Here is a 19176-nt window from a genome sequence, read left to right as displayed (position 1 = left end):
GAATGAATATACCATACAGCGACAATCTACCATTTGTCAATAATTGTTTAATAAAAACATAAAAATATATGGTTAATTTAAAATTTCTTCAAGGATATCCTCCGCATTTCTTACTAGCTTGGCGCCTTGTTGAATTAGATGATTCGTTCCTGCTGCACTCTCTATAAATATAGGTCCAGGAAGCGCAAACACCTCTCTATTTTGTTCTAGCGCAAGGTCTGCAGTAATAAGGGATCCACTTCTCGTTTTTGCTTCTACAACTAAAACACCTTTACTTATACCGCTAATAATTCGATTTCTTTTTGGGAAATACCATTTTTTCGGCACATAATGGGGCGGATACTCTGTCAATAACAATATATAATCTTTCCACGTGTCATATAAACCTCTATTCTCCTTTGGATACATATAAGATAATCCGTGTCCTAATATTGCAATGGTCGGGCAATGCTGCCTTACTGTAACTTCATGAGCAATTGTATCTATCCCTCTTGCAAACCCACTAACAATAAGCCATTCTTTTTCAAGTAAAGGTTGTAAAATAAACTTCATACTCTCCTTTCCATATAAAGACGGTTCTCTCGTTCCAACAATCGCTAATTTATTTACTTTATTTAGAAAATCTCTTTCTCCTTTTCCGTATAAAACAAAAGGGGGATCTTGTATTTCTCGCAGTAATTGTGGATAGTCCTTATCCCATATTGTTATATAAAATATTCTCTTTTTTTCTAACTGGGATACATATTGTTGGAGATTTGAAATTTGAAGAAAATTTACTAGTTCTAAAGATTTTTTCGAGGATATTCCAGCGTAATATTCAAATTGTTTCGGACTAAAAGTGTATATTCCCTTCAGTTCTGGATCAACATATAGTAGTCTCTCCATCGCCTTCCAATGATCCGCCAACATGTAATGAAGGTGCAATAAACGTTCTCTTTTCATCTCAATTCTCCTTACCCATAATTTTTATTATGTAAACAAAAAATGTGTAAAAAGACACCCTCTAATAAGAAGGTGTCTTTCAAAAAGATTAGTAGTTTTTACAAGTCTCAAATAATCCCTTTTCTTTTAAAACAGAGATTAATGTTTCACCCATAACAGCTGGTGTTTCCGCTACTTTAATACCACAAGCTTCCATTGTTTTAATCTTTTCAGCAGCAGTTCCTTTGCCGCCAGAAATGATCGCCCCAGCATGCCCCATACGTTTGCCTTCAGGCGCTGTTTGACCACCAATGAAGCCTACAACTGGTTTTGTCATATTAGCTTGTACCCATTCTGCTGCTTCTTCTTCTGCCGTACCGCCGATTTCACCAATCATAATTACAGCATGCGTTTCTTCATCTTCATTAAATGCTTTTAACGCATCAATAAAGTCCGTACCGTTAACAGGGTCTCCCCCGATACCTACAGCAGTAGATTGGCCAATACCTTCTTGCGTTAACTGATGTACAGCTTCATACGTTAATGTACCAGAGCGAGATACGATACCAACATGACCTTTTTTGTGAATATATCCTGGCATAATACCAATTTTACATTCGTCAGGTGTAATGACACCAGGGCAGTTTGGTCCAAGTAAACGTGTATGTTTACCCGCCATATATCTCTTTACATTTACCATATCTAATACAGGGATTCCTTCAGTAATACATACTACTAAATCAATCTTTGCATCAACTGCTTCCATAATTGCATCAGCCGCAAAAGCGGGTGGAACGTATACAACTGAAGCGTTTGCGCCTGTTGCTTTCACAGCATCTTCTACTGTATCAAATACTGGTACGCCTTCAATATCAGTGCCACCTTTACCTGGTGTTACACCACCTACAATTTTCGTACCGTATTCAATCATTTGCTTTGTATGGAATAACCCTTGAGAACCTGTAATACCTTGAACAATAACTTTTGTATCTTTATTAACTAATACGCTCATTTTTCTCCCCCGCTTTCTATTAGCCCACTAGTGAAACAATTTTTTGTGCACCGTCTGCCATAGATTCTGCTGCAACAATATTTAAACCAGACTCATTTAAAATTTTCTTTCCTAGCTCTACGTTTGTACCTTCAAGACGTACAACTAAAGGCAACTCAAGACCTACCTGCTTCGTCGCTTCAATAACACCTTCTGCGATAACATCACACTTCATAATGCCACCAAAAATGTTAACGAAGATACCTTTTACATTTTTGTCAGAAAGGATAATTTTGAATGCTTCTGTAACTTTTTCAGCTGTTGCGCCGCCACCAACATCTAAGAAGTTAGCTGGGTCACCATGGTAATGTTTAATGATATCCATTGTAGCCATTGCTAAACCTGCACCATTAACCATACAACCGATATTTCCATCTAAAGGAATGTAGTTTAAGTCATATTTAGAAGCTTCAATTTCTTTTGAATCTTCTTCTTCAAGATCACGAAGTTCTAAAATATCTTTATTGCGATATAACGCATTAGAATCAAAGTTTAATTTTGCATCTAACGCCATAACTTTACCGTCACCTGTTGTAACAAGTGGATTAATCTCAGCGATAGAGCAATCTTTTTCGATAAACGCACTGTATAAGCCCATCATAAACTTCACAGCTTGTCCTACAAGTTCTTTTGGAATATTGATGTTAAACGCGATTCTACGCGCTTGGAAACCTTGTAAACCTACTGCTGGATCAATATATTCTTTAAAGATTTTTTCAGGCGTTTTTTCTGCTACTTCTTCAATTTCTGTTCCACCTTCTTCAGATGCCATTAAAACAACTTGAGAAGTTGCACGATCTAATACAAGACCTACATAATATTCTTTTTTAATATCGCAACCTTCTTCGATAAGTAAGCGTTTTACTTCCTTACCTTCAGGACCTGTTTGATGCGTCACAAGTGTAGTTCCTAAAATGCTTTCTGCATATGTACGAACTTCTTCTAAATTTTTCGCAACTTTTACACCGCCAGCTTTGCCGCGTCCACCAGCGTGAATTTGCGCTTTAACTACACATACTTCCGTTCCTAATTCTTTCGCTGCTTCTACAGCTTCTTCTACTGTAAATGCAACCTTCCCGTTCGGAACGCTAACCCCATAGCTTCTAAGGACTGCCTTACCTTGGTACTCATGGATATTCATGGTCCCATCCTCCCCTGTTTTCCTGTTTTACTCGAAAAGTTTTTTAATGTTTAAAAAACATTACATTGCCATTGTATAAGATGATTGGCACGCTGTCTACAATAAAGTGTCAGAAAACTGAAATCGCTTTATTCTTTTTCGGAAATAATAATGTTTATATGCCAAAATAAAAAATAAGCTGTGAATATACAGCTTATTTTTGAATCATATCTTTAATTGGCGCGAATGATTTTCGATGTTCCTCTAATACTCCATGTACTTCAATCGCTTCTAAATGCTGTTTCGTCCCATATCCCATATGTTGTTCGAATCCATATGCAGGATGCTTTCCTCCTAACTCTTTCATCATGCGATCTCTCGTCACTTTCGCAATAATAGATGCAGCTGAAATAGAGACACTTTTCGCATCACCTTTAATGATTGATGTTTGCGGAATTGATATAGGAAGCTTCATCGCATCGATTAATAAATATTCTGGTGTACATGATAAATTAGCAACGGCATCTAACATCGCTTGCTTCGTCGCTTGATAAATATTTATTTCATCAATAACTTGTGGTGATATAATTCCAACTCCAATCGCAATTGCATGCTCTTTAATTTCATCATAAAAACGCTCACGTTTCGCTTCACTTAATTTTTTCGAGTCATTTAATCCTGGAATATAAAAATCTTCCGGAAGGACGACAGCCGCCGTCACAACCGGTCCTGCTAACGGCCCACGACCCACTTCATCAATGCCAGCAATGTATGTGAGCCCTTTTTCACGTAACTCATTTTCGTACTTTGACATTTCTAGAAATTTTTCTCTTTCTTTTTGCGCTAACTCTTTTTGTTTATACCACTTCAAAATTAGTTTTTGAACACCTTTTCGCTCATCTTTCACTAACATTTGAAAACGCTCGTCTTCTTCATTCATAATTTCTTGCAGCAAACATTCCGCTTCATGAATAGTCATTTTTTGCATCTATTTACACTCCTTTTAAACGTAACCAAAAAGAAAAGACGTACAAACGCACGTCTTATACTTCTTCTACTTTTTCCGCATCTTCTACCTGCTCTGCAAACTCTTCTGGTGTTTCAAATGTCATTTTTCCAAATCTTCCACCACGAAGCTCACGAAGTATAAGCTCAGATGTTTTATCATAATCAATCATTCCGCCGCCCATTAAGCAACCTCTATTTTTTCCAATTGCATCAAATAACTCCACAATTTCTTCTGGAATGTCATTTAAATTATATCGCTCTTTTAAACGTTCTGGATAATGTTTTTCCATAAAACGTAACGCATAAATAGCTACATCCTGTAGATTTAATATAGAATCTTTAATTGCACCAGTCGTCGCTAAACGAAGACCAACTAATTCATCTTCAAATTTAGGCCACAAAATACCTGGTGTATCTAATAATTCCATTTCTTTCCCAACTTTAATCCACTGCTGGGCCGTTGTCACACCAGGACGATCTCCTGTTTTTGCTATATTCTTCTTCGCTAATTTATTAATTAGTGTAGATTTACCAACGTTTGGAATACCTACAATTAAAGCACGAATTGCTCTTGGTCTAATGCCTTTAGCAACCATTTTATCGAATTTTTCTTTGACAAGAACTTTACAAGCTGCTGCAATTTCTTTCATACCTTGTCCAGCTTGCGCATTAATTGAAATTGCCTTTTGACCTCTTTCATCAAAATATGCAATCCACTGCTTTGTAAGACGATCATCCGCCATATCCGCTTTATTTAAAACAACAAGCCTTGGTTTATGTGTAATAATTTCATCAATCATTGGATTACGAGAAGATAAAGGTAATCGAGCATCTACAAGCTCAATTACAACATCAATTAACTTTAATTTTTCTGTTACTTGGCGTCTAGCCTTTGCCATATGTCCTGGGAACCATTGAATTACCATGTTGCCACCTTCTTTTTCTTTTATTTCACAATACGTGCATCTTTTAACGGCCAATATAGCATATTTGCTTTACCAATCACTTGGTCCATTGAAATTGTACCAATCGAACGGCTATCTTTACTAAAACGACGATTATCGCCTAAAACAAATAATTGACCTTCTGGAACAGTTTTCTTTCCTGTCATTTCTTCAAGAGTAAAATCATATGTAAGCGGTCCGTCAGCAAGTTGTTTTTTCTGCTTATCTAAATACGGCTCCTCATAAGGTTTCCCGTTAACATATAGTTTATCATTACGGTATTCGATTTCGTCGCCTGGCAGGCCAATAATACGCTTAATATAATCTTTTTCTTCCGTCGCTCGGAATACAATAATATCAAAGCGTTTCGGATCACCTATGTGATAGCCAATTTTATTAACAATCATTCGATCACGGTCATGTAAAGTCGGCGACATCGATACACCGTCTACGAGAATTGGGGCAAAGAAAAACTGTCTAATTACGCCCGCTAATACAACAGCAATCAAAATTGCTTTGATCCATTCCCAAAGTGAGCTCTTCTCTTTCTTCATGCTTTCCCCTCCACTGTTATGTAAGCTGCTCGTATTATACCAAAATTTCATATAGATTGGAAAAAGGGAGCTTGTGTATTTACAAGCTCCCATACATGTCTTATCGAATTTCTTTAATACGTGCTTTTTTACCGCGAAGGTTACGTAAGTAGTATAACTTAGCACGACGTACTTTACCACGGCGAAGTACTTCGATGTTCGCGATTCTTGGCGTGTGAACTGGGAATGTACGCTCAACACCTACACCGTAAGAAATCTTACGAACTGTGAATGTTTCACTGATTCCGCCACCACGACGTTTAATTACAACACCTTCGAAAAGCTGAATTCTTTCACGAGTTCCCTCAACTACTTTTACGTGTACACGTAAAGTGTCTCCAGGACGGAATGAAGGAAGGTCAGTTTTCAATTGGCCTTTTGTGATTTCTGTGATTAATTGTTGCATATTAAATTCTCTCCTTTAAACAGATGCTCTTATAAAGTCTTATTAAATTACAGCGGAACATCGTTAATACGGCTACTGATTTCAGTAGCACAAATGTTATAATAGCATATTGCTAGGACTGTTGCAATAGAAAATATATCAAGCCCTTATCGGTCTTCTTTAATCTGTTCCAGCCATTTCTCTTCTTGCTTAGATAATTCTCGTTCTTCCAGTAAATCCGGTCTACGTGTGTACGTACGACGTAGTGACTCTTTATGGCGCCATTCATCAATGTTTTTATGATTTCCTGACATTAGTACATCCGGTACCTTCATACCACGAAAATCAGCAGGACGTGTATAATGTGGGTGTTCTAACAAACCTGTGCTAAAAGAGTCTTCCACTTGTGACGTTTGATTCCCAAGCACTCCTGGCAAAAGACGTACAACACTGTCAGTGACTACCATAGAAGCCAATTCTCCACCCGTTAATACGTAATCCCCAATAGAAATCTCATCTGTTACAAGATGCTCACGAATTCGTTCATCATATCCTTCATAATGGCCACATACAAAAATAACATGCTCTTCTCCAGCAAGCTCTTCTGCCTTCTTCTGCGTGAAACGCTCTCCTTGTGGACACATTAAGACGATTCTCGGCTTACGGTCTGTTTCCTTCGTTAACTCTTCTACTGCGTCAAAGATAGGCTGTGGGGTTAATACCATACCAGCGCCCCCACCATACGGATAATCATCTACACTATTATGCTTACTAGTTGTATACTCACGAAAATTGACAACACGAAGCTCTACCGCTTCTTTTTCTTGTGCTTTCTTTAAAATTGAAGAACCAAATACACCCGTAAACATATCTGGAAACAATGTTAAAATGTCAATTTTCATTATAGTAGCCCTTCCATTACATGAATGGTTACTAATTTATTTTCAATGTTAACTTGAAGTACAACGTCATCAATATAAGGAATTAACAAATCTTGACCCTTTGGACGTTTAATCACCCAAACGTCATTCGCACCAGGAGATAGAATCTCTTTGATTGTCCCTAACGCTTCTCCTTCTTCCGTTACAACGTTGCAACCAATAATTTCATGGTAGTAGTATTCACCTTCAGCTAGTTCGCCTAACTGCTCTTCTGGTACTTTTATTAAAGAACCTTTTAACTTCTCTACTTCATCTACATTGTTGTATCCTTCAAGTGTTAATAAATCAAATGTCTTATGTTGACGATGAGAAGTTACCTTCACTGTAAGATAGTCTGTACCTTTCTCATCCCATATGTATAACGTGTTCCCTACTTTATATCGCTCTTCTGGAAAATCAGTACGAGAAATAACACGAATTTCTCCTTTTACGCCATGAGTATTTACAATTTTCCCTACATTAAACCATTTTGTCATAAATAGTATGTCACCCCTGGTTTCTATATAAATTAAGCATTTCCATTTTATATATGGAACATGCAATTTCTCTTTAAATGTTAAAAAAGGGAGAGGAAATAACTCCTCGCCCTTTTTACGTTTATTGAATTTCCAGTGTGACGTTCTCATCATTATGATGTCCCACTGAATACAAGAGCATTCTAATCGCTTTCGCAACTTTCCCTTGCTTTCCAATGACTTTTCCAACATCCTCAGGATGTACAGTTAATCGATACTTTATTTCTCCGTTGCAAAGTTCCTGTGTAACTTTTACATCTCCAGGATGATCCACAAGAGGTTTAACAATTGTCTCGACTAACATTTTCATTGTCATTGCCTCAATTACTTACCTTGTTTAGATAAGTGAAATTTCTCCATGATACCTTGGTTAGAGAAAAGGTTACGAACTGTATCAGATGGTTTAGCACCATTTCCTAACCATTTTAATGCTGCTTCTTCGTTGATCTTAACTTCCGCTGGTTGAGCAACCGGATTGTAAGTACCGATTTCCTCAATGAAACGTCCGTCACGAGGAGAACGAGAATCTGCAACAACTACACGATAGAAAGGAGTTTTTTTAGCTCCCATACGTTTTAAACGAATTTTAACTGCCATTTATAAAGCACCTCCGAATTTATTTCACACAGATAATTATATTAGCAAAAAGACTATTGCTTTGTAAAGTATTTTTTCTTAACAGAGCCATCTTTTTTCCTTACATGAATGGAAACTTCAATCCACCTAGTCCTTTTTTCTTACCTTTTTGCATTCCCGTCATCGTCTTCATCATTTTTTTCATATCATCAAATTGCTTGATTAGACGATTGATTTCTTGTACCGTTGTACCGCTACCTTTGGCAATGCGCTTTTTACGACTAGCATTGATTATTTCCGGTTGTTCTCGTTCTACTTTAGTCATAGAACGAATAATTGCCTCAATATGCCCAATTTGTTTTTCATCAACTTGTGCATTTTTCAGCCCTTTAATTTTATTTGCACCAGGAAGCATTCCTAACAATTCGTCAAGCGGTCCAAGTTGACGCACTTGTCCAAGTTGTTCTAGGAAATCGTCAAGCGTAAACGAAAGCGTACGCATTTTTTGCTCAAGTTCTTTTGCTTTCTCTTCATCAACTGTAGCTTGCGCTTTTTCAATTAATGTTAAGACGTCGCCCATCCCTAAAATACGGGATGCCATACGTTCTGGATGGAACGCTTCAATTGCATCTAGTTTTTCACCCATACCAGCAAATTTAATTGGTGTATTTGTTACAGCCTTAATAGATAATGCCGCACCACCGCGCGTATCACCATCTAATTTCGTTAATACAACACCTGTTAATCCTAACTGTTCATGGAAACTTTGTGCTACATTTACCGCGTCTTGTCCTGTCATCGCATCGACAACAAGGAAAATTTCATCCGGTTTCGCAACTTCTTTGACTTTCGCTAATTCACCCATTAGTTCTTCATCAATATGCAGGCGACCCGCTGTATCGATTAAAACGTAATCGTGATGATCTTCTTTTGCTTTCGCAATCGCTTGTTTCGCAATTTCAACCGGACTTACTTGATCTCCTAAGGAGAAAACAGGCATGTCCAATTGCTTCCCTAATGTTTCAAGCTGTTTAATCGCTGCTGGACGGTAAATATCCGCTGCAACAAGCATCGGTTTACGATTATGCTTTTTACGAAGCAAATTTGCAAGCTTACCTGTCGTCGTTGTTTTACCCGCACCTTGCAGACCAACCATCATTATAACAGTAGGTGGCTTATTAGCAACAGCAATTTTGCTTTGCTCTCCGCCCATAAGTTCTGTAAGTTCTTCCTGTACGATTTTAATTACTTGTTGTCCAGGTGTCAAACTTTTCATTACATCTTGTCCGACAGCACGCTCAGACACACGCTTTATAAAATCTTTTACTACTTTAAAGTTAACATCCGCTTCTAAAAGAGCTAGACGAACTTCTCTCATCATTTCTTTTACATCGGCTTCAGAAACTTTTCCTTTGCCGCGGATTTTTTGCATTGTCTGTTGAAGTCGGTCGGCTAATCCTTCAAATGCCATATTGCCGCCCTCCTAATCTAATTTTTCGATAGCTTCAACAACTTGTTTCATTTCTTCATTTACATGCTCTTCTTCGCTGATTAGCTGTTTTAGCTTTGCAACAAGTCGCTGTCGCTCTTGAAACTTTTGAAGTAATACTAATTTATCTTCATATTCTTCAAGCATCGCTTCAGTCCGTTTAATGTTATCATACACGGCTTGGCGACTTACATCAAATTCTTCCGCAATTTCACCAAGAGATAAATCATCTAGATAATAAAGCGACATATAACTTCTTTGTTTTTGCGTTAACAACGATTGATAAAAATCAAATAAATAGTTCATTCTCGTTGTTTTCTCGAGCATGTTGGATCATCCTTTGTTAAGTGATTTCCCTTTACATGACTTAGTTTACATGGAGTATAAAAGAGTGTCAAGTTTTTTTCTTAACATCACATATTTTTATAAAAAAAGAAGCGGAAATACCACTTCTTTCACTTACACTTCTTCTGTTTCTACTACGTTCGCAAACAAACCATAAACATATTGTTCTGGATCAAACTGTTGCAGATCATCCATTTGCTCTCCTAGCCCAACAAATTTCACCGGAACATCCATTTCGTTACGAATCGCTAAGACGATACCACCTTTAGCAGTTCCATCTAACTTCGTTAAAACAATACCAGTAACATTCGTGGCTTCACGGAATGTTTTCGCTTGACTTAAACCATTTTGCCCTGTTGTTGCATCAATAACAAGTAATACTTCATGAGGAGCCCCTGGTACTTCACGCTCAATTACGCGCTTCACTTTCTCTAACTCATTCATTAAGTTTACTTTATTTTGTAAGCGTCCCGCTGTATCACATAGCAATACATCCACTTTACGGGCCTTTGCCGCTTGTACAGCATCATACATAACAGCCGCTGGATCAGATCCTGACCCTTGTTTAATTACTTCTACACCAACACGATCGCCCCATACTTCTAATTGCTCAATCGCCCCAGCACGGAATGTATCTCCTGCCGCCAATAGGACAGACTTACCTTCTGATTTAAATTTATGTGCAAGCTTACCAATCGTCGTCGTTTTCCCCACACCATTCACACCAACAAATAAAACTACTGTTAATTGATCCTCTTGTATATTAACTTCATTACTAAAATCGCTGTCACCTTTGTAAATGCCCACTAGCTTTTCAGAAATAACAGCCTGTACTTCTTTCGGATCTTGAATGTTACGACGTTGCACTTCTTCTTTCAACTGATCAATTAATTCCATCACTGTCGAAACTCCGACATCCGCACTAATTAAAATTTCTTCTAATTCTTCAAAGAAATCTTCGTCTATTTTGCGGTAACGGTACACTAAGTCATTTACTTTATCAGCAAATGAATTTCTCGTTTTTTCTAATCCTTGTTTAAACTTCTCTGTTACCGTATCCGTTTGTTTTGAAATTTTTTCTTTTAATTTTTTTAAAAAGCTCATACTTCCCATCCTTCCTATCTACTTGCAACAAGTTCTTCGCCATCATCTAAACGAACAGAAACAAGCTTCGACACCCCTGATTCTTGCATTGTTACACCGTACAATACATCAGACTCTTCCATTGTACCTTTTCGGTGTGTAATTACAATAAACTGCGTTTCATCACTAAATTTCTTTAAATACTGCGCAAAACGAGCAACGTTTGCCTCATCAAGAGCTGCTTCCACTTCATCTAGAACACAGAATGGAACTGGGCGTACTTTTAAAATACCAAATAAGAGCGCAATTGCCGTTAAAGCACGCTCTCCCCCTGAAAGTAAACCTAAATTTTGTAGTTTCTTCCCTGGTGGTTGCGCTACAATATCAATACCCGTATTTAGTAAATCTTCTGGGTTTGTCATTACTAAATCCGCTCTTCCACCTCCGAATAATTCAGAGAATACAGATTGAAACTCTGTTCGAATCCCTTCGAACGTAGTAGAAAAGCGTTTTTTCATCTCTTCATCCATTTCCGTAATAAGTTGATGCAATGTCGATTTCGCTTCTTCTAGGTCATCTCTTTGCTCTAATAAGAATGTATGGCGCTCTGCTACACGTTCATACTCATCAATTGCCCCTAAATTTACTGCGCCTAACTCTTCAATGGATAGTTTAATTAGTTTCACCTTTTTACGTGCATCTTCTGCAGGCATCATCATTGTATACTTAAGTTTTGCTGCTTCAAATGAAATAGTATATGTTTCACGTAAATGTTGCAATCTATTTTCCAGCTCTACATCAAGTCGGTTAATTTTCACTTCTTGATCTTTCAGCATCTCAAGAATATATTTATGTTTACCTATTGTTTCTTTCACACCGCGCTCTAAATGCTCGACTCTTTCTTGCAATGATACGCGTTGTTCACGACGAGAACGAATTAACTCCGAAGTTTGATTACGATCATACGCTTTCTTCTCAATCATATTCGTAATTTGTTCTTCGCCACTTGAATTAGATGTCATCTCTTGCTTTAAGAACGCTAAATCTTCTTTCGTTTTTACAAGCGTCGCATCAGTCTCTTCTTTTTCCTTCGTCAATCGTTCGACTTTTTCTTTTTGATTAGACAATCGTTGTTGTTGTTCAGCAGCTTGTACTTTTAGCTCCGTCATTTCCTTCTGAACTTTTTCTTTTGAAGAATATTGTTCACTTTTTTGTTTCGTTAAAATGACGATTTTACTATCTAATTCCCCAATCTCAGCTTGAAGAGTCGCTAAAATCTTTTCTAACTCTTCTTTGCGCCCTTGCATTTTTACTTGATCTTGTAAAAATCCTTCAATCTCTAAATCGTAAATCGATAAACGATCATTAATACGATGTTCATCTAATTCTAAACGATTAATTTCTTCTCTTAGCTTCTGTTCATCTACACGTTCGGTCTCTACACCTTGGCGTAGCTCTCGTATTTGTACTTCTTTTTCTTGAATCTCTTGCTTTACTGCTTTAACAAAGTTTTCTAGCTTTGTTGTTTTTTCTTCCATGTCAGTTAGTTTTTTAGTCCACTCTTCAAGTTCACGTTGACGTCCCAATAAAGAGGATTTCGCCTGTTTTACAGCTCCACCCGTCATAGAACCACCCGGGTTCACTACGTCACCTTCGAGTGTTACAATACGATAGCGGTATTGCAGTTGTTTCGCTAACTCATTTGCTCCGCGTAAATCTTTCGCAACAACAACTGTACCTAATAAACTTGAAACTACATTCTCATATTTATTATTGTACTGCACAAGTTCTGCCGCTACACCGACAAACGATGGATGCTGATTCACAATGCGTAATTGATCAAATGATAGCGATCGGCTTTTAATAACAGCTTGAGGTAAAAACGTTGCACGGCCATGTTTATTTTGCTTTAAAAATGCAATTGCATTACGAGCATGCTCTTCTGTTTGTACTACGATATGTTGCATCGCTGCCCCAAGGGCGATTTCCATTGCGATTTCATATTCTTTCGGCACAGTCAGAAGTTCTGCAACAGCTCCCTCAATACCTTGTAGTCTATTTTCTCTAGCCTTTAATACTTCACGTACCCCTTGATAGAAGCCAGAGTAGTCCTCTTGCATCTCTTCTAACATTTCTTTCCGAGAGCGCGCCTGTTGCACAAATTGATACGCTTGATACAGTTTCGTTTCATTTTCACTATACTGTGACTTACATTTCCCAAGTGCCGTTTCTGTCTTCTGTATGTTAGAAATAATGCCAGCTATTTTCTCTCTCGCTTGCTCATAACTGTCTACAAGTTTCGCCTTTTTCGCTGTAATTTCCACACGCATCTGTACATACTTTTCATTTTCTTCATCAAGTCGTTCGTTTTTAGAGTTTTGCTGTTTTGATTGTTCTTCAATCATAGATAATTCATTACGAAGACTTGCTTGTTGATTTAAAAGTTCAATATAGTCACCTTTTAAATTCTCAATTTGTTCCTCTAAATTCTCAGCAAAAGTCGCAAGTAATTGCTCGTTATCATGCAATTTCTTCTCCAATTCTTTTACTTGATTCACAAATTGCATTAAAGCTTCTGTACTTGTTTCAATTTCGCCATCATAACTTGTAGTTTTCTCTGTTAACTCAACAATTAGCTTTTCAAGCTGCGCACAATGTGTCGTTGCATTTTGCTTTCTTTCCTTTAACAGCTCGCGTTGCCCTTCTAGTTTTTCTAGTTCTTTACTAGACAGAAGTAGAACTTCTTGTAAGGAATTTACAGATTCATCAACGGCTTGTAATTGCCCGCGTAATTCCTCAAGCTCTTCTTCACTTTTTTGTAAGTTCGCCGACATTTTAGCTTCTTCATCTTTATTATGCCCAAATTGATTTCGAAGCGCTTCCCACTTTTCATGTAATTCTTCAATTTCATGTACAATAAGCGCAGCTTCTACTTTCTCTAATTCTTCTTTTTTCTCAAGATAATCTTTCGCAATAGAAGCTTGTCTTTCTAGTGGTTCTACTTGACTACTTAATTCGTGAATAATATCTTGTACACGATTTAAGTTTTCTTGTGTTTCCGCCAATTTCCCTTCAGCTTTCTTTTTACGAAGTTTATATTTCAGCACACCCGCAGCTTCTTCAAATACACCACGACGTTCTTCTGATTTACTACTCAAAATCTCTTCGACTTTCCCCTGGCTAATAATCGAAAAAGCTTCCCTTCCCATACCAGAGTCCATAAATAAATCAATAATATCTTTTAATCTACAAGATTGTTTATTAATATAAAAATCACTATCACCCGAACGAGATACACGACGCGTTACACACACCTCGTTATACTCAATCGGTAAGCGTTGGTCTTCATTATTTAAAGTTAATGTAACTTCAGCAACATTAACCGCTCTTCTCGTATCACTGCCGGCAAAAATAATATCCTCCATCTTTGCACCGCGTAATGACTTTGCAGATTGTTCACCAAGTACCCAGCGAATTGCATCAGTAATATTACTTTTCCCGCTCCCGTTAGGTCCTACTACAGAAGTTACACCTGGAACAAAATCGACAGATACACGCTCAGCAAAAGACTTAAATCCTGCTATTTCTAATCTTTTTAAAAACACGAAAGGCCTTCCTCCTATTCTCCGTTGTTGTAAACGTTGTCTATACGAAAACAAACTACTATACGGATTTCCCACTCCTTTTATTTATAAATAAAAGGAAAGTTTCATTCTATGCATAAGGAATCCCCCTCATTCAAAGGGGGATTCCTCATGATTGTTCTTTTAATTTTTTCAATGCTTCTGCAGCAGCTTGTTGCTCTGCCTCTTTTTTTGACTTACCACTTCCAAGACCTAATGCCTCATTATTTAAAGTTACACGGGACACAAATTCTCGGTTGTGGGCCGGTCCTTTTTCTTGCAAAATTTGATACTCAACATTGCCACTACCATCACGCTGAATCAATTCTTGCAATTGACTCTTATAATCCATCACATGAGAAAAAGCACCTTCATTAATTTTTGGATATACAACTTCTTTTAAGTATCCCCAAACTGTTTCTAGCCCTTGATCAAGATAAAGGGCACCAATAAACGCTTCAAAGACATCCGCTAATAAAGCTGGTCGTTCACGTCCACCCGTCATTTCCTCACCTTTCCCTAATAAAACAAGGCTACCAAATGACATTTCGTTTGCAAAACGAACAAGAGATGGCTCACATACAATAGCTGCACGTAGTTTTGTTAACTCTCCTTCGCTCATTGTCGGATATTTTTGAAACAGATACTGTGATACAGTGAGTTCCAATACAGCATCGCCAAGAAACTCAAGACGCTCATTGTCCTCATGCGGTTTTTTTCGATGCTCATTCACATACGATGAATGCGTAAACGCTTGAATCAATAATTTTTCATCTGTAAACGTAATACCTATCTCTTCTTGAAATACTTTAAAAGCTTCACGATATTTTGCTTCGTATTTTTTTTCTCTATGTTTTCGGTACGGCATAGGTCCCTCCAGATATAAGCCGAGAAGCCCCGTTAAAAAACGGGACTTCACTTAAGCATTATAGATGACTCTCTATGTAAGTCACAGCATCGCCAACAGTAGCAATCTTTTCAGCATCTTCATCAGAAATTTCCATTTCGAATTCATCTTCTAATTGCATTACAAGTTCTACTACATCTAGGGAGTCTGCGCCTAAATCTTCTTTGAAGCTTGCAGCTGGTACTACTTCAGTTTCTTCTACTCCTAAACGATCAACGACAATTTTGGTTACACGCTCTAAAACATCTGCCATTCTATTCACCTCCCCTCAAATATTATATAAAATATTGTCCAAAAAAACTAGGTGAAATCGATTCTTTTATTACATTACCATACCGCCATCAACATTTAACGTTTGACCTGTAACATATTTACTTTGATCAGAAGCAAAAAACGTTACAGTATTTGCGATATCTTGTGCTTCTCCAAACTGAGCTGCAGGAATTAATTTTAACATTTCGGCTTTTATATTTTCATCTAATACATCCGTCATATCAGTCGCAATAAACCCTGGAGCAATTGCATTTACAGTAATATTTCGGCTCGCTAATTCTTTTGCTGATGTTTTTGTTAATCCAATTACACCAGCTTTAGCAGCAACATAATTTGCTTGTCCTGGGTTTCCTGTTACACCAACAACAGAAGCGATATTAATAATACGTCCATGACGTTGACGCATCATATAGCGCGATACTGCTTTCGTACATAAGAAAACACCTTTTAAGTTTGTATTAATAACTGTATCCCATTCTTCTTCTTTCATACGCATTAATAAATTATCTTTTGTTACACCAGCGTTATTTACAAGAATATCAACTTGTCCAAACGTATCTACAGTTTGTTTCACCATTGCAGTAACATCATCAGCATTTGCAACATCTGCTCTTACTGCAATGGCATCTGAACCTAATTTCTTTATTTCATCAACTACTTCATTCGCCTTTTGCTCATTACCAGCATAATTTACTACAACATTTGCCCCTTGTTTCGCTAAATCAATAGCAATCGCACGACCAATCCCACGTGAAGCACCAGTTACTAATGCTACTTTCCCTTTTAACATCAGCTTTCTCCTCTCAAATTTGAAATGGTATCTTTTAATGTCTCTTCATCATATACCGCATATGCTTTCACTGAAGAATCAATCGACTTCATAAGACCAGCAAGTACTTTTCCAGGTCCGATTTCAATAAATGTATCTACCCCTTGATTCACCATATACTCAATAGATGGGTACCATAATACAGGCGAATAGAGCTGTTCAATTAGCTTTGCTTGAATATCTGTACCACGCGTAATAACATCTGCCGTAACATTTGCAATAACAGGAATATTCGTGTCTTGAATTGTAATTTCATTTAAAACACTTTGGAATTTCTCAGCAGCTGGTTTCATAAGCGAGGAATGAAACGGTCCACTTACTTTGAGCGGAATTGCTCTTTTAGCACCATTTTCTTTCGCTCTTTGAGAAGCAAGTTCTACTCCTTGCTTTGTTCCAGAAATAACAATTTGCTTCGTACTATTCATATTAGCAATTTGTACTGCATATCCTTCACTTGTTACTTCTTCTGTAACTCGTTTCAGCATATCCGGATCCGCACCTAAAATAGCTGCCATTGCACCTTCCCCGCCTGGAACAGCTTCTTCCATATATTCCCCGCGTTTCCTTACAGCATATACAGCGTCTTCGAATGTTAATGCACCAGCAGCTACAAGAGCGCTATATTCACCTAAACTATGTCCTGCGACAAAATCAGGTGTAATATCATACTCCTTCAAAGCTGTTAAAATTGCAAAGCTCGTTGTTAATAGTGCCGGCTGCGCATTTGTTGTTAATGTTAACTTTTCTTGCGGTCCTTCAAAAATCACTTCTGAAAGAGAATCATGCAAAACCTCATCCGCTTTTGCAAACACTTTCGCAACCTCTTTATTATTCTCCGCTAACTGTCTACCCATTCCAACTGCCTGTGAACCTTGGCCCGGAAAAAGAAATGCTATTTTTCCCATTTCAAATCCTCCTCTTATTGAAGCGGCTCCTTCTCCATTACACTTGAAATTGTAGGAATTACTTCTTTCGCTACCATTTCTCTCGTTTGACGAATCGCACTAAATATCGATTGGTCATTAGAAGAACCGTGAGCCTTAATGACAGGAGCTTTCAATCCAAACAACGCCGCTCCCCCATACTCCGAATAATCCATTTTATCTTTCAATACCATAAGTTTTGGTTTTAATACCGCTGCTGCTAATTTGCTCGTAAACGAACTCATTAATTGTTCTTTTAACATAGAGAATAACGCAAGTGCTGTTCCTTCTAATGATTTTAGCGCTACATTACCCGTAAAACCATCACATACAACAACGTCTGCTACACCTTGCAATAAATCTCTTGATTCAACGTTTCCAACGAAATTAATTGGTGCATCCTTGAGCATAGCAAAGACTTGTTTTGAAAGCTCGTTTCCTTTACCATCCTCTGTTCCAACGTTTAAAAGTCCAACGCGTGGATTTTTAATTCCTCTTACCTTCTCTGCGTAAACAGAGCCCATTACTGCATATTGATATAAATGAATTGGTTTTGCATCAACATTGGCTCCAACATCTAACATAACAAAACCTTCTCCATCAACAGTTGGCATTGTAGGTGATAAAGCTGGTCGTTCAATTCCTTCCATACGACCAACAACAAACAATCCAGCTGCCATCAAAGCTCCTGTACTACCTGCTGATATACAAGCATCCGCTACGCCGTCTTTTACTTGCTGCGCCGCTAGTACCATTGAAGCTTGTTTTTTTCGACGAACCGCTCTTACTGGTTCGTCTGTCGATTCGATTTTTTCGTCCGTATGAAGTATAGTAATCCGCTCTTCACTCGTTAAATATTGACGAATCCCCTCTTCTTTCCCTACTAACGTAATATGTAAATCTGAGTATTCCTTAATAGCTTTCATTGCTCCTAATACTACAGCCTTTGGTGCATGATCGCCGCCCATTGCATCTATTGCGATTTTCATAAGTTGTTACCTTCCTCACTATAATTACTAGATCGATACATTTCAAAAGTGCCTGTAAAGACAAGTTCTTCTCCAACAAAACTACGCACTTTGACAACCGTCCGTCCTTTATCATTCTCTACATCTTCAACACGTACTTTTGCAACAACACGCTCTCCTAATTTTACAGGACGAATATATCGAATGGTGGACTTTGCAGTTAAAGCTAATTCTTCATCAATAACCGCAACAGCTAGTGAGTTTGCTTGTGCAAACAAATGATGCCCACGAGCAATTTGATTTCTTTTAAATACATGCTCTACCTTTACTTCAAAGATAGAAATCGCATGTCTATCTAATTCTATATCAATAATTTCTCCGACAACCTCTTCTAACGGTAAAGATTTCACATCTTCTTCATGTTGTTTTGTAGCCACATGCTTAATTCGTTCTCTTAATTCAGGAATAGATAATTCCATACGATCAAGACGAACAGTTTGTATGCTCACTTGAAATTTTTCCGCTAAATCTTCATCCGTTATAAAAGGATTCGTTTCTATTGTTTGTTGTAATAATTCTTGTCTTTCTTTTTTACTTCTTCTTTTTTTCATACCGCACCATCCATTTTTATGACTAGGTACTAAAAGTAGTATATAATCATTAAAAGTAGAATGCAACAAAA

21 protein-coding genes are annotated in these 19176 nt (G+C 37.6%); all 21 read right to left on the bottom strand.

All coding sequences use genetic code 11. The features are described 5' to 3' along the window. Positions 1-72 precede the first annotated feature (72 nt). The 21 genes from dprA to fapR all read right to left on the bottom strand — a co-directional run bounded on the left by dprA (position 73) and on the right by fapR (position 19105). Positions 73-942: a DNA-processing protein DprA gene (gene dprA, locus SB773_RS10270; protein ID WP_002014531.1), complete on the bottom strand. Its 870-nt coding sequence runs from the start codon at positions 940-942 to the stop codon at positions 73-75. A gap of 88 nt (positions 943-1030) precedes the next feature. After that, positions 1031-1933 carry a succinate--CoA ligase subunit alpha gene (gene sucD, locus SB773_RS10265; protein WP_000115186.1) on the bottom strand — a complete coding sequence of 301 codons (903 nt, stop codon included), beginning with the start codon at positions 1931-1933 and terminating at the stop codon, positions 1031-1033. 19 nt (positions 1934-1952) lie between these two features. Further along, positions 1953-3113, bottom strand: a complete 1161-nt coding sequence (sucC, locus tag SB773_RS10260; protein WP_002014529.1) for an ADP-forming succinate--CoA ligase subunit beta — start codon at positions 3111-3113, stop codon at positions 1953-1955. Positions 3114-3306: 193 nt separating this feature from the next. Then, positions 3307-4080 carry a ribonuclease HII gene (locus SB773_RS10255; protein ID WP_410589773.1) on the bottom strand — a complete coding sequence of 258 codons (774 nt, stop codon included), beginning with the start codon at positions 4078-4080 and terminating at the stop codon, positions 3307-3309. Between the two features lie 55 nt (positions 4081-4135). Further along, positions 4136-5026, bottom strand: a complete 891-nt coding sequence (gene ylqF / locus SB773_RS10250; protein ID WP_002128821.1) for a ribosome biogenesis GTPase YlqF — start codon at positions 5024-5026, stop codon at positions 4136-4138. Between the two features lie 20 nt (positions 5027-5046). Further along, a complete protein-coding gene (gene lepB, locus SB773_RS10245) occupies positions 5047-5598 on the bottom strand; it encodes a signal peptidase I (protein WP_002066791.1) in 552 nt (183 codons plus the stop codon). A 100-nt stretch (positions 5599-5698) separates the two neighbouring features. After that, complete coding sequence (gene rplS, locus SB773_RS10240) at positions 5699-6043, bottom strand: 50S ribosomal protein L19 (protein WP_002014524.1); 345 nt, start codon at positions 6041-6043, stop codon at positions 5699-5701. A gap of 146 nt (positions 6044-6189) precedes the next feature. Continuing rightward, positions 6190-6924 carry a tRNA (guanosine(37)-N1)-methyltransferase TrmD gene (gene trmD / locus SB773_RS10235; RefSeq protein ID WP_002014522.1) on the bottom strand — a complete coding sequence of 245 codons (735 nt, stop codon included), beginning with the start codon at positions 6922-6924 and terminating at the stop codon, positions 6190-6192. Continuing rightward, a complete protein-coding gene (rimM, locus tag SB773_RS10230) occupies positions 6924-7439 on the bottom strand; it encodes a ribosome maturation factor RimM (RefSeq protein WP_002014521.1) in 516 nt (171 codons plus the stop codon). The genes trmD and rimM overlap by 1 nt, the downstream gene beginning before the upstream one ends. Before the next feature lie 121 nt (positions 7440-7560). Then, positions 7561-7788: a KH domain-containing protein gene (locus SB773_RS10225; protein ID WP_002088196.1), complete on the bottom strand. Its 228-nt coding sequence runs from the start codon at positions 7786-7788 to the stop codon at positions 7561-7563. Positions 7789-7802: 14 nt separating this feature from the next. Next, positions 7803-8075, bottom strand: a complete 273-nt coding sequence (gene rpsP, locus SB773_RS10220; RefSeq protein ID WP_000268750.1) for a 30S ribosomal protein S16 — start codon at positions 8073-8075, stop codon at positions 7803-7805. 100 nt (positions 8076-8175) lie between these two features. Then, on the bottom strand, positions 8176-9525 hold the full coding sequence (gene ffh / locus SB773_RS10215) for a signal recognition particle protein (protein ID WP_002014519.1): 1350 nt from the start codon (positions 9523-9525) through the stop codon (positions 8176-8178). A gap of 12 nt (positions 9526-9537) precedes the next feature. Next, on the bottom strand, positions 9538-9870 hold the full coding sequence (locus tag SB773_RS10210; protein ID WP_000891061.1) for a putative DNA-binding protein: 333 nt from the start codon (positions 9868-9870) through the stop codon (positions 9538-9540). A 132-nt stretch (positions 9871-10002) separates the two neighbouring features. Then, entirely contained in the window at positions 10003-10992 is a 990-nt protein-coding gene (gene ftsY / locus SB773_RS10205; protein ID WP_002088200.1) for a signal recognition particle-docking protein FtsY, read from the bottom strand. 14 nt (positions 10993-11006) lie between these two features. Continuing rightward, the gene (gene smc, locus SB773_RS10200) at positions 11007-14576 is read right to left on the bottom strand and encodes a chromosome segregation protein SMC (RefSeq protein WP_002066789.1); all 3570 of its coding nucleotides are present in this window, start codon (positions 14574-14576) and stop codon (positions 11007-11009) included. Positions 14577-14724: 148 nt separating this feature from the next. Further along, complete coding sequence (rncS, locus tag SB773_RS10195) at positions 14725-15462, bottom strand: ribonuclease III (protein WP_002033792.1); 738 nt, start codon at positions 15460-15462, stop codon at positions 14725-14727. 58 nt (positions 15463-15520) lie between these two features. Then, complete coding sequence (acpP, locus tag SB773_RS10190; protein WP_002014515.1) at positions 15521-15754, bottom strand: acyl carrier protein; 234 nt, start codon at positions 15752-15754, stop codon at positions 15521-15523. A gap of 69 nt (positions 15755-15823) precedes the next feature. Then, positions 15824-16564 (bottom strand): 3-oxoacyl-[acyl-carrier-protein] reductase, encoded by a 741-nt coding sequence (fabG, locus tag SB773_RS10185; RefSeq protein WP_002014514.1) that lies wholly within the window; start codon positions 16562-16564, stop codon positions 15824-15826. Further along, positions 16564-17508: an ACP S-malonyltransferase gene (gene fabD / locus SB773_RS10180; protein ID WP_002128825.1), complete on the bottom strand. Its 945-nt coding sequence runs from the start codon at positions 17506-17508 to the stop codon at positions 16564-16566. The genes fabG and fabD overlap by 1 nt, the downstream gene beginning before the upstream one ends. Positions 17509-17522: 14 nt before the next feature. Further along, positions 17523-18515 (bottom strand): phosphate acyltransferase PlsX, encoded by a 993-nt coding sequence (gene plsX / locus SB773_RS10175; protein ID WP_002128828.1) that lies wholly within the window; start codon positions 18513-18515, stop codon positions 17523-17525. Beyond that, the gene (fapR, locus tag SB773_RS10170) at positions 18512-19105 is read right to left on the bottom strand and encodes a transcription factor FapR (RefSeq protein ID WP_000747354.1); all 594 of its coding nucleotides are present in this window, start codon (positions 19103-19105) and stop codon (positions 18512-18514) included. The genes plsX and fapR overlap by 4 nt, the downstream gene beginning before the upstream one ends. Positions 19106-19176: the final 71 nt, after the last annotated feature.

Source organism: Bacillus sp. SIMBA_074, assembly GCF_046534555.1.
GTDB lineage: Bacteria > Bacillota > Bacilli > Bacillales > Bacillaceae_G > Bacillus_A > Bacillus_A mycoides.
This window is presented reverse-complemented; position numbering and strand designations above follow the sequence as displayed.

Excerpts from the sequence above, each read along its gene's own strand:
- dprA (WP_002014531.1), bottom strand. The coding sequence starts at position 942 with ATGAAAAGAGAACGTTTATTGCACCTTCATTACATGTTGGCGGATCAT.
- sucD (WP_000115186.1), bottom strand. The coding sequence starts at position 1,933 with ATGAGCGTATTAGTTAATAAAGATACAAAAGTTATTGTTCAAGGTATT.
- sucC (WP_002014529.1), bottom strand. The coding sequence starts at position 3,113 with ATGAATATCCATGAGTACCAAGGTAAGGCAGTCCTTAGAAGCTATGGG.
- SB773_RS10255 (WP_410589773.1), bottom strand. The coding sequence starts at position 4,080 with ATGCAAAAAATGACTATTCATGAAGCGGAATGTTTGCTGCAAGAAATT.
- ylqF (WP_002128821.1), bottom strand. The coding sequence starts at position 5,026 with ATGGTAATTCAATGGTTCCCAGGACATATGGCAAAGGCTAGACGCCAA.
- lepB (WP_002066791.1), bottom strand. The coding sequence starts at position 5,598 with ATGAAGAAAGAGAAGAGCTCACTTTGGGAATGGATCAAAGCAATTTTG.
- rplS (WP_002014524.1), bottom strand. The coding sequence starts at position 6,043 with ATGCAACAATTAATCACAGAAATCACAAAAGGCCAATTGAAAACTGAC.
- trmD (WP_002014522.1), bottom strand. The coding sequence starts at position 6,924 with ATGAAAATTGACATTTTAACATTGTTTCCAGATATGTTTACGGGTGTA.
- rimM (WP_002014521.1), bottom strand. The coding sequence starts at position 7,439 with ATGACAAAATGGTTTAATGTAGGGAAAATTGTAAATACTCATGGCGTA.
- SB773_RS10225 (WP_002088196.1), bottom strand. The coding sequence starts at position 7,788 with ATGAAAATGTTAGTCGAGACAATTGTTAAACCTCTTGTGGATCATCCT.
- rpsP (WP_000268750.1), bottom strand. The coding sequence starts at position 8,075 with ATGGCAGTTAAAATTCGTTTAAAACGTATGGGAGCTAAAAAAACTCCT.
- ffh (WP_002014519.1), bottom strand. The coding sequence starts at position 9,525 with ATGGCATTTGAAGGATTAGCCGACCGACTTCAACAGACAATGCAAAAA.
- SB773_RS10210 (WP_000891061.1), bottom strand. The coding sequence starts at position 9,870 with ATGCTCGAGAAAACAACGAGAATGAACTATTTATTTGATTTTTATCAA.
- ftsY (WP_002088200.1), bottom strand. The coding sequence starts at position 10,992 with ATGAGCTTTTTAAAAAAATTAAAAGAAAAAATTTCAAAACAAACGGAT.
- rncS (WP_002033792.1), bottom strand. The coding sequence starts at position 15,462 with ATGCCGTACCGAAAACATAGAGAAAAAAAATACGAAGCAAAATATCGT.
- acpP (WP_002014515.1), bottom strand. The coding sequence starts at position 15,754 with ATGGCAGATGTTTTAGAGCGTGTAACCAAAATTGTCGTTGATCGTTTA.
- fabG (WP_002014514.1), bottom strand. The coding sequence starts at position 16,564 with ATGTTAAAAGGGAAAGTAGCATTAGTAACTGGTGCTTCACGTGGGATT.
- fabD (WP_002128825.1), bottom strand. The coding sequence starts at position 17,508 with ATGGGAAAAATAGCATTTCTTTTTCCGGGCCAAGGTTCACAGGCAGTT.
- plsX (WP_002128828.1), bottom strand. The coding sequence starts at position 18,515 with ATGAAAATCGCAATAGATGCAATGGGCGGCGATCATGCACCAAAGGCT.
- fapR (WP_000747354.1), bottom strand. The coding sequence starts at position 19,105 with ATGAAAAAAAGAAGAAGTAAAAAAGAAAGACAAGAATTATTACAACAA.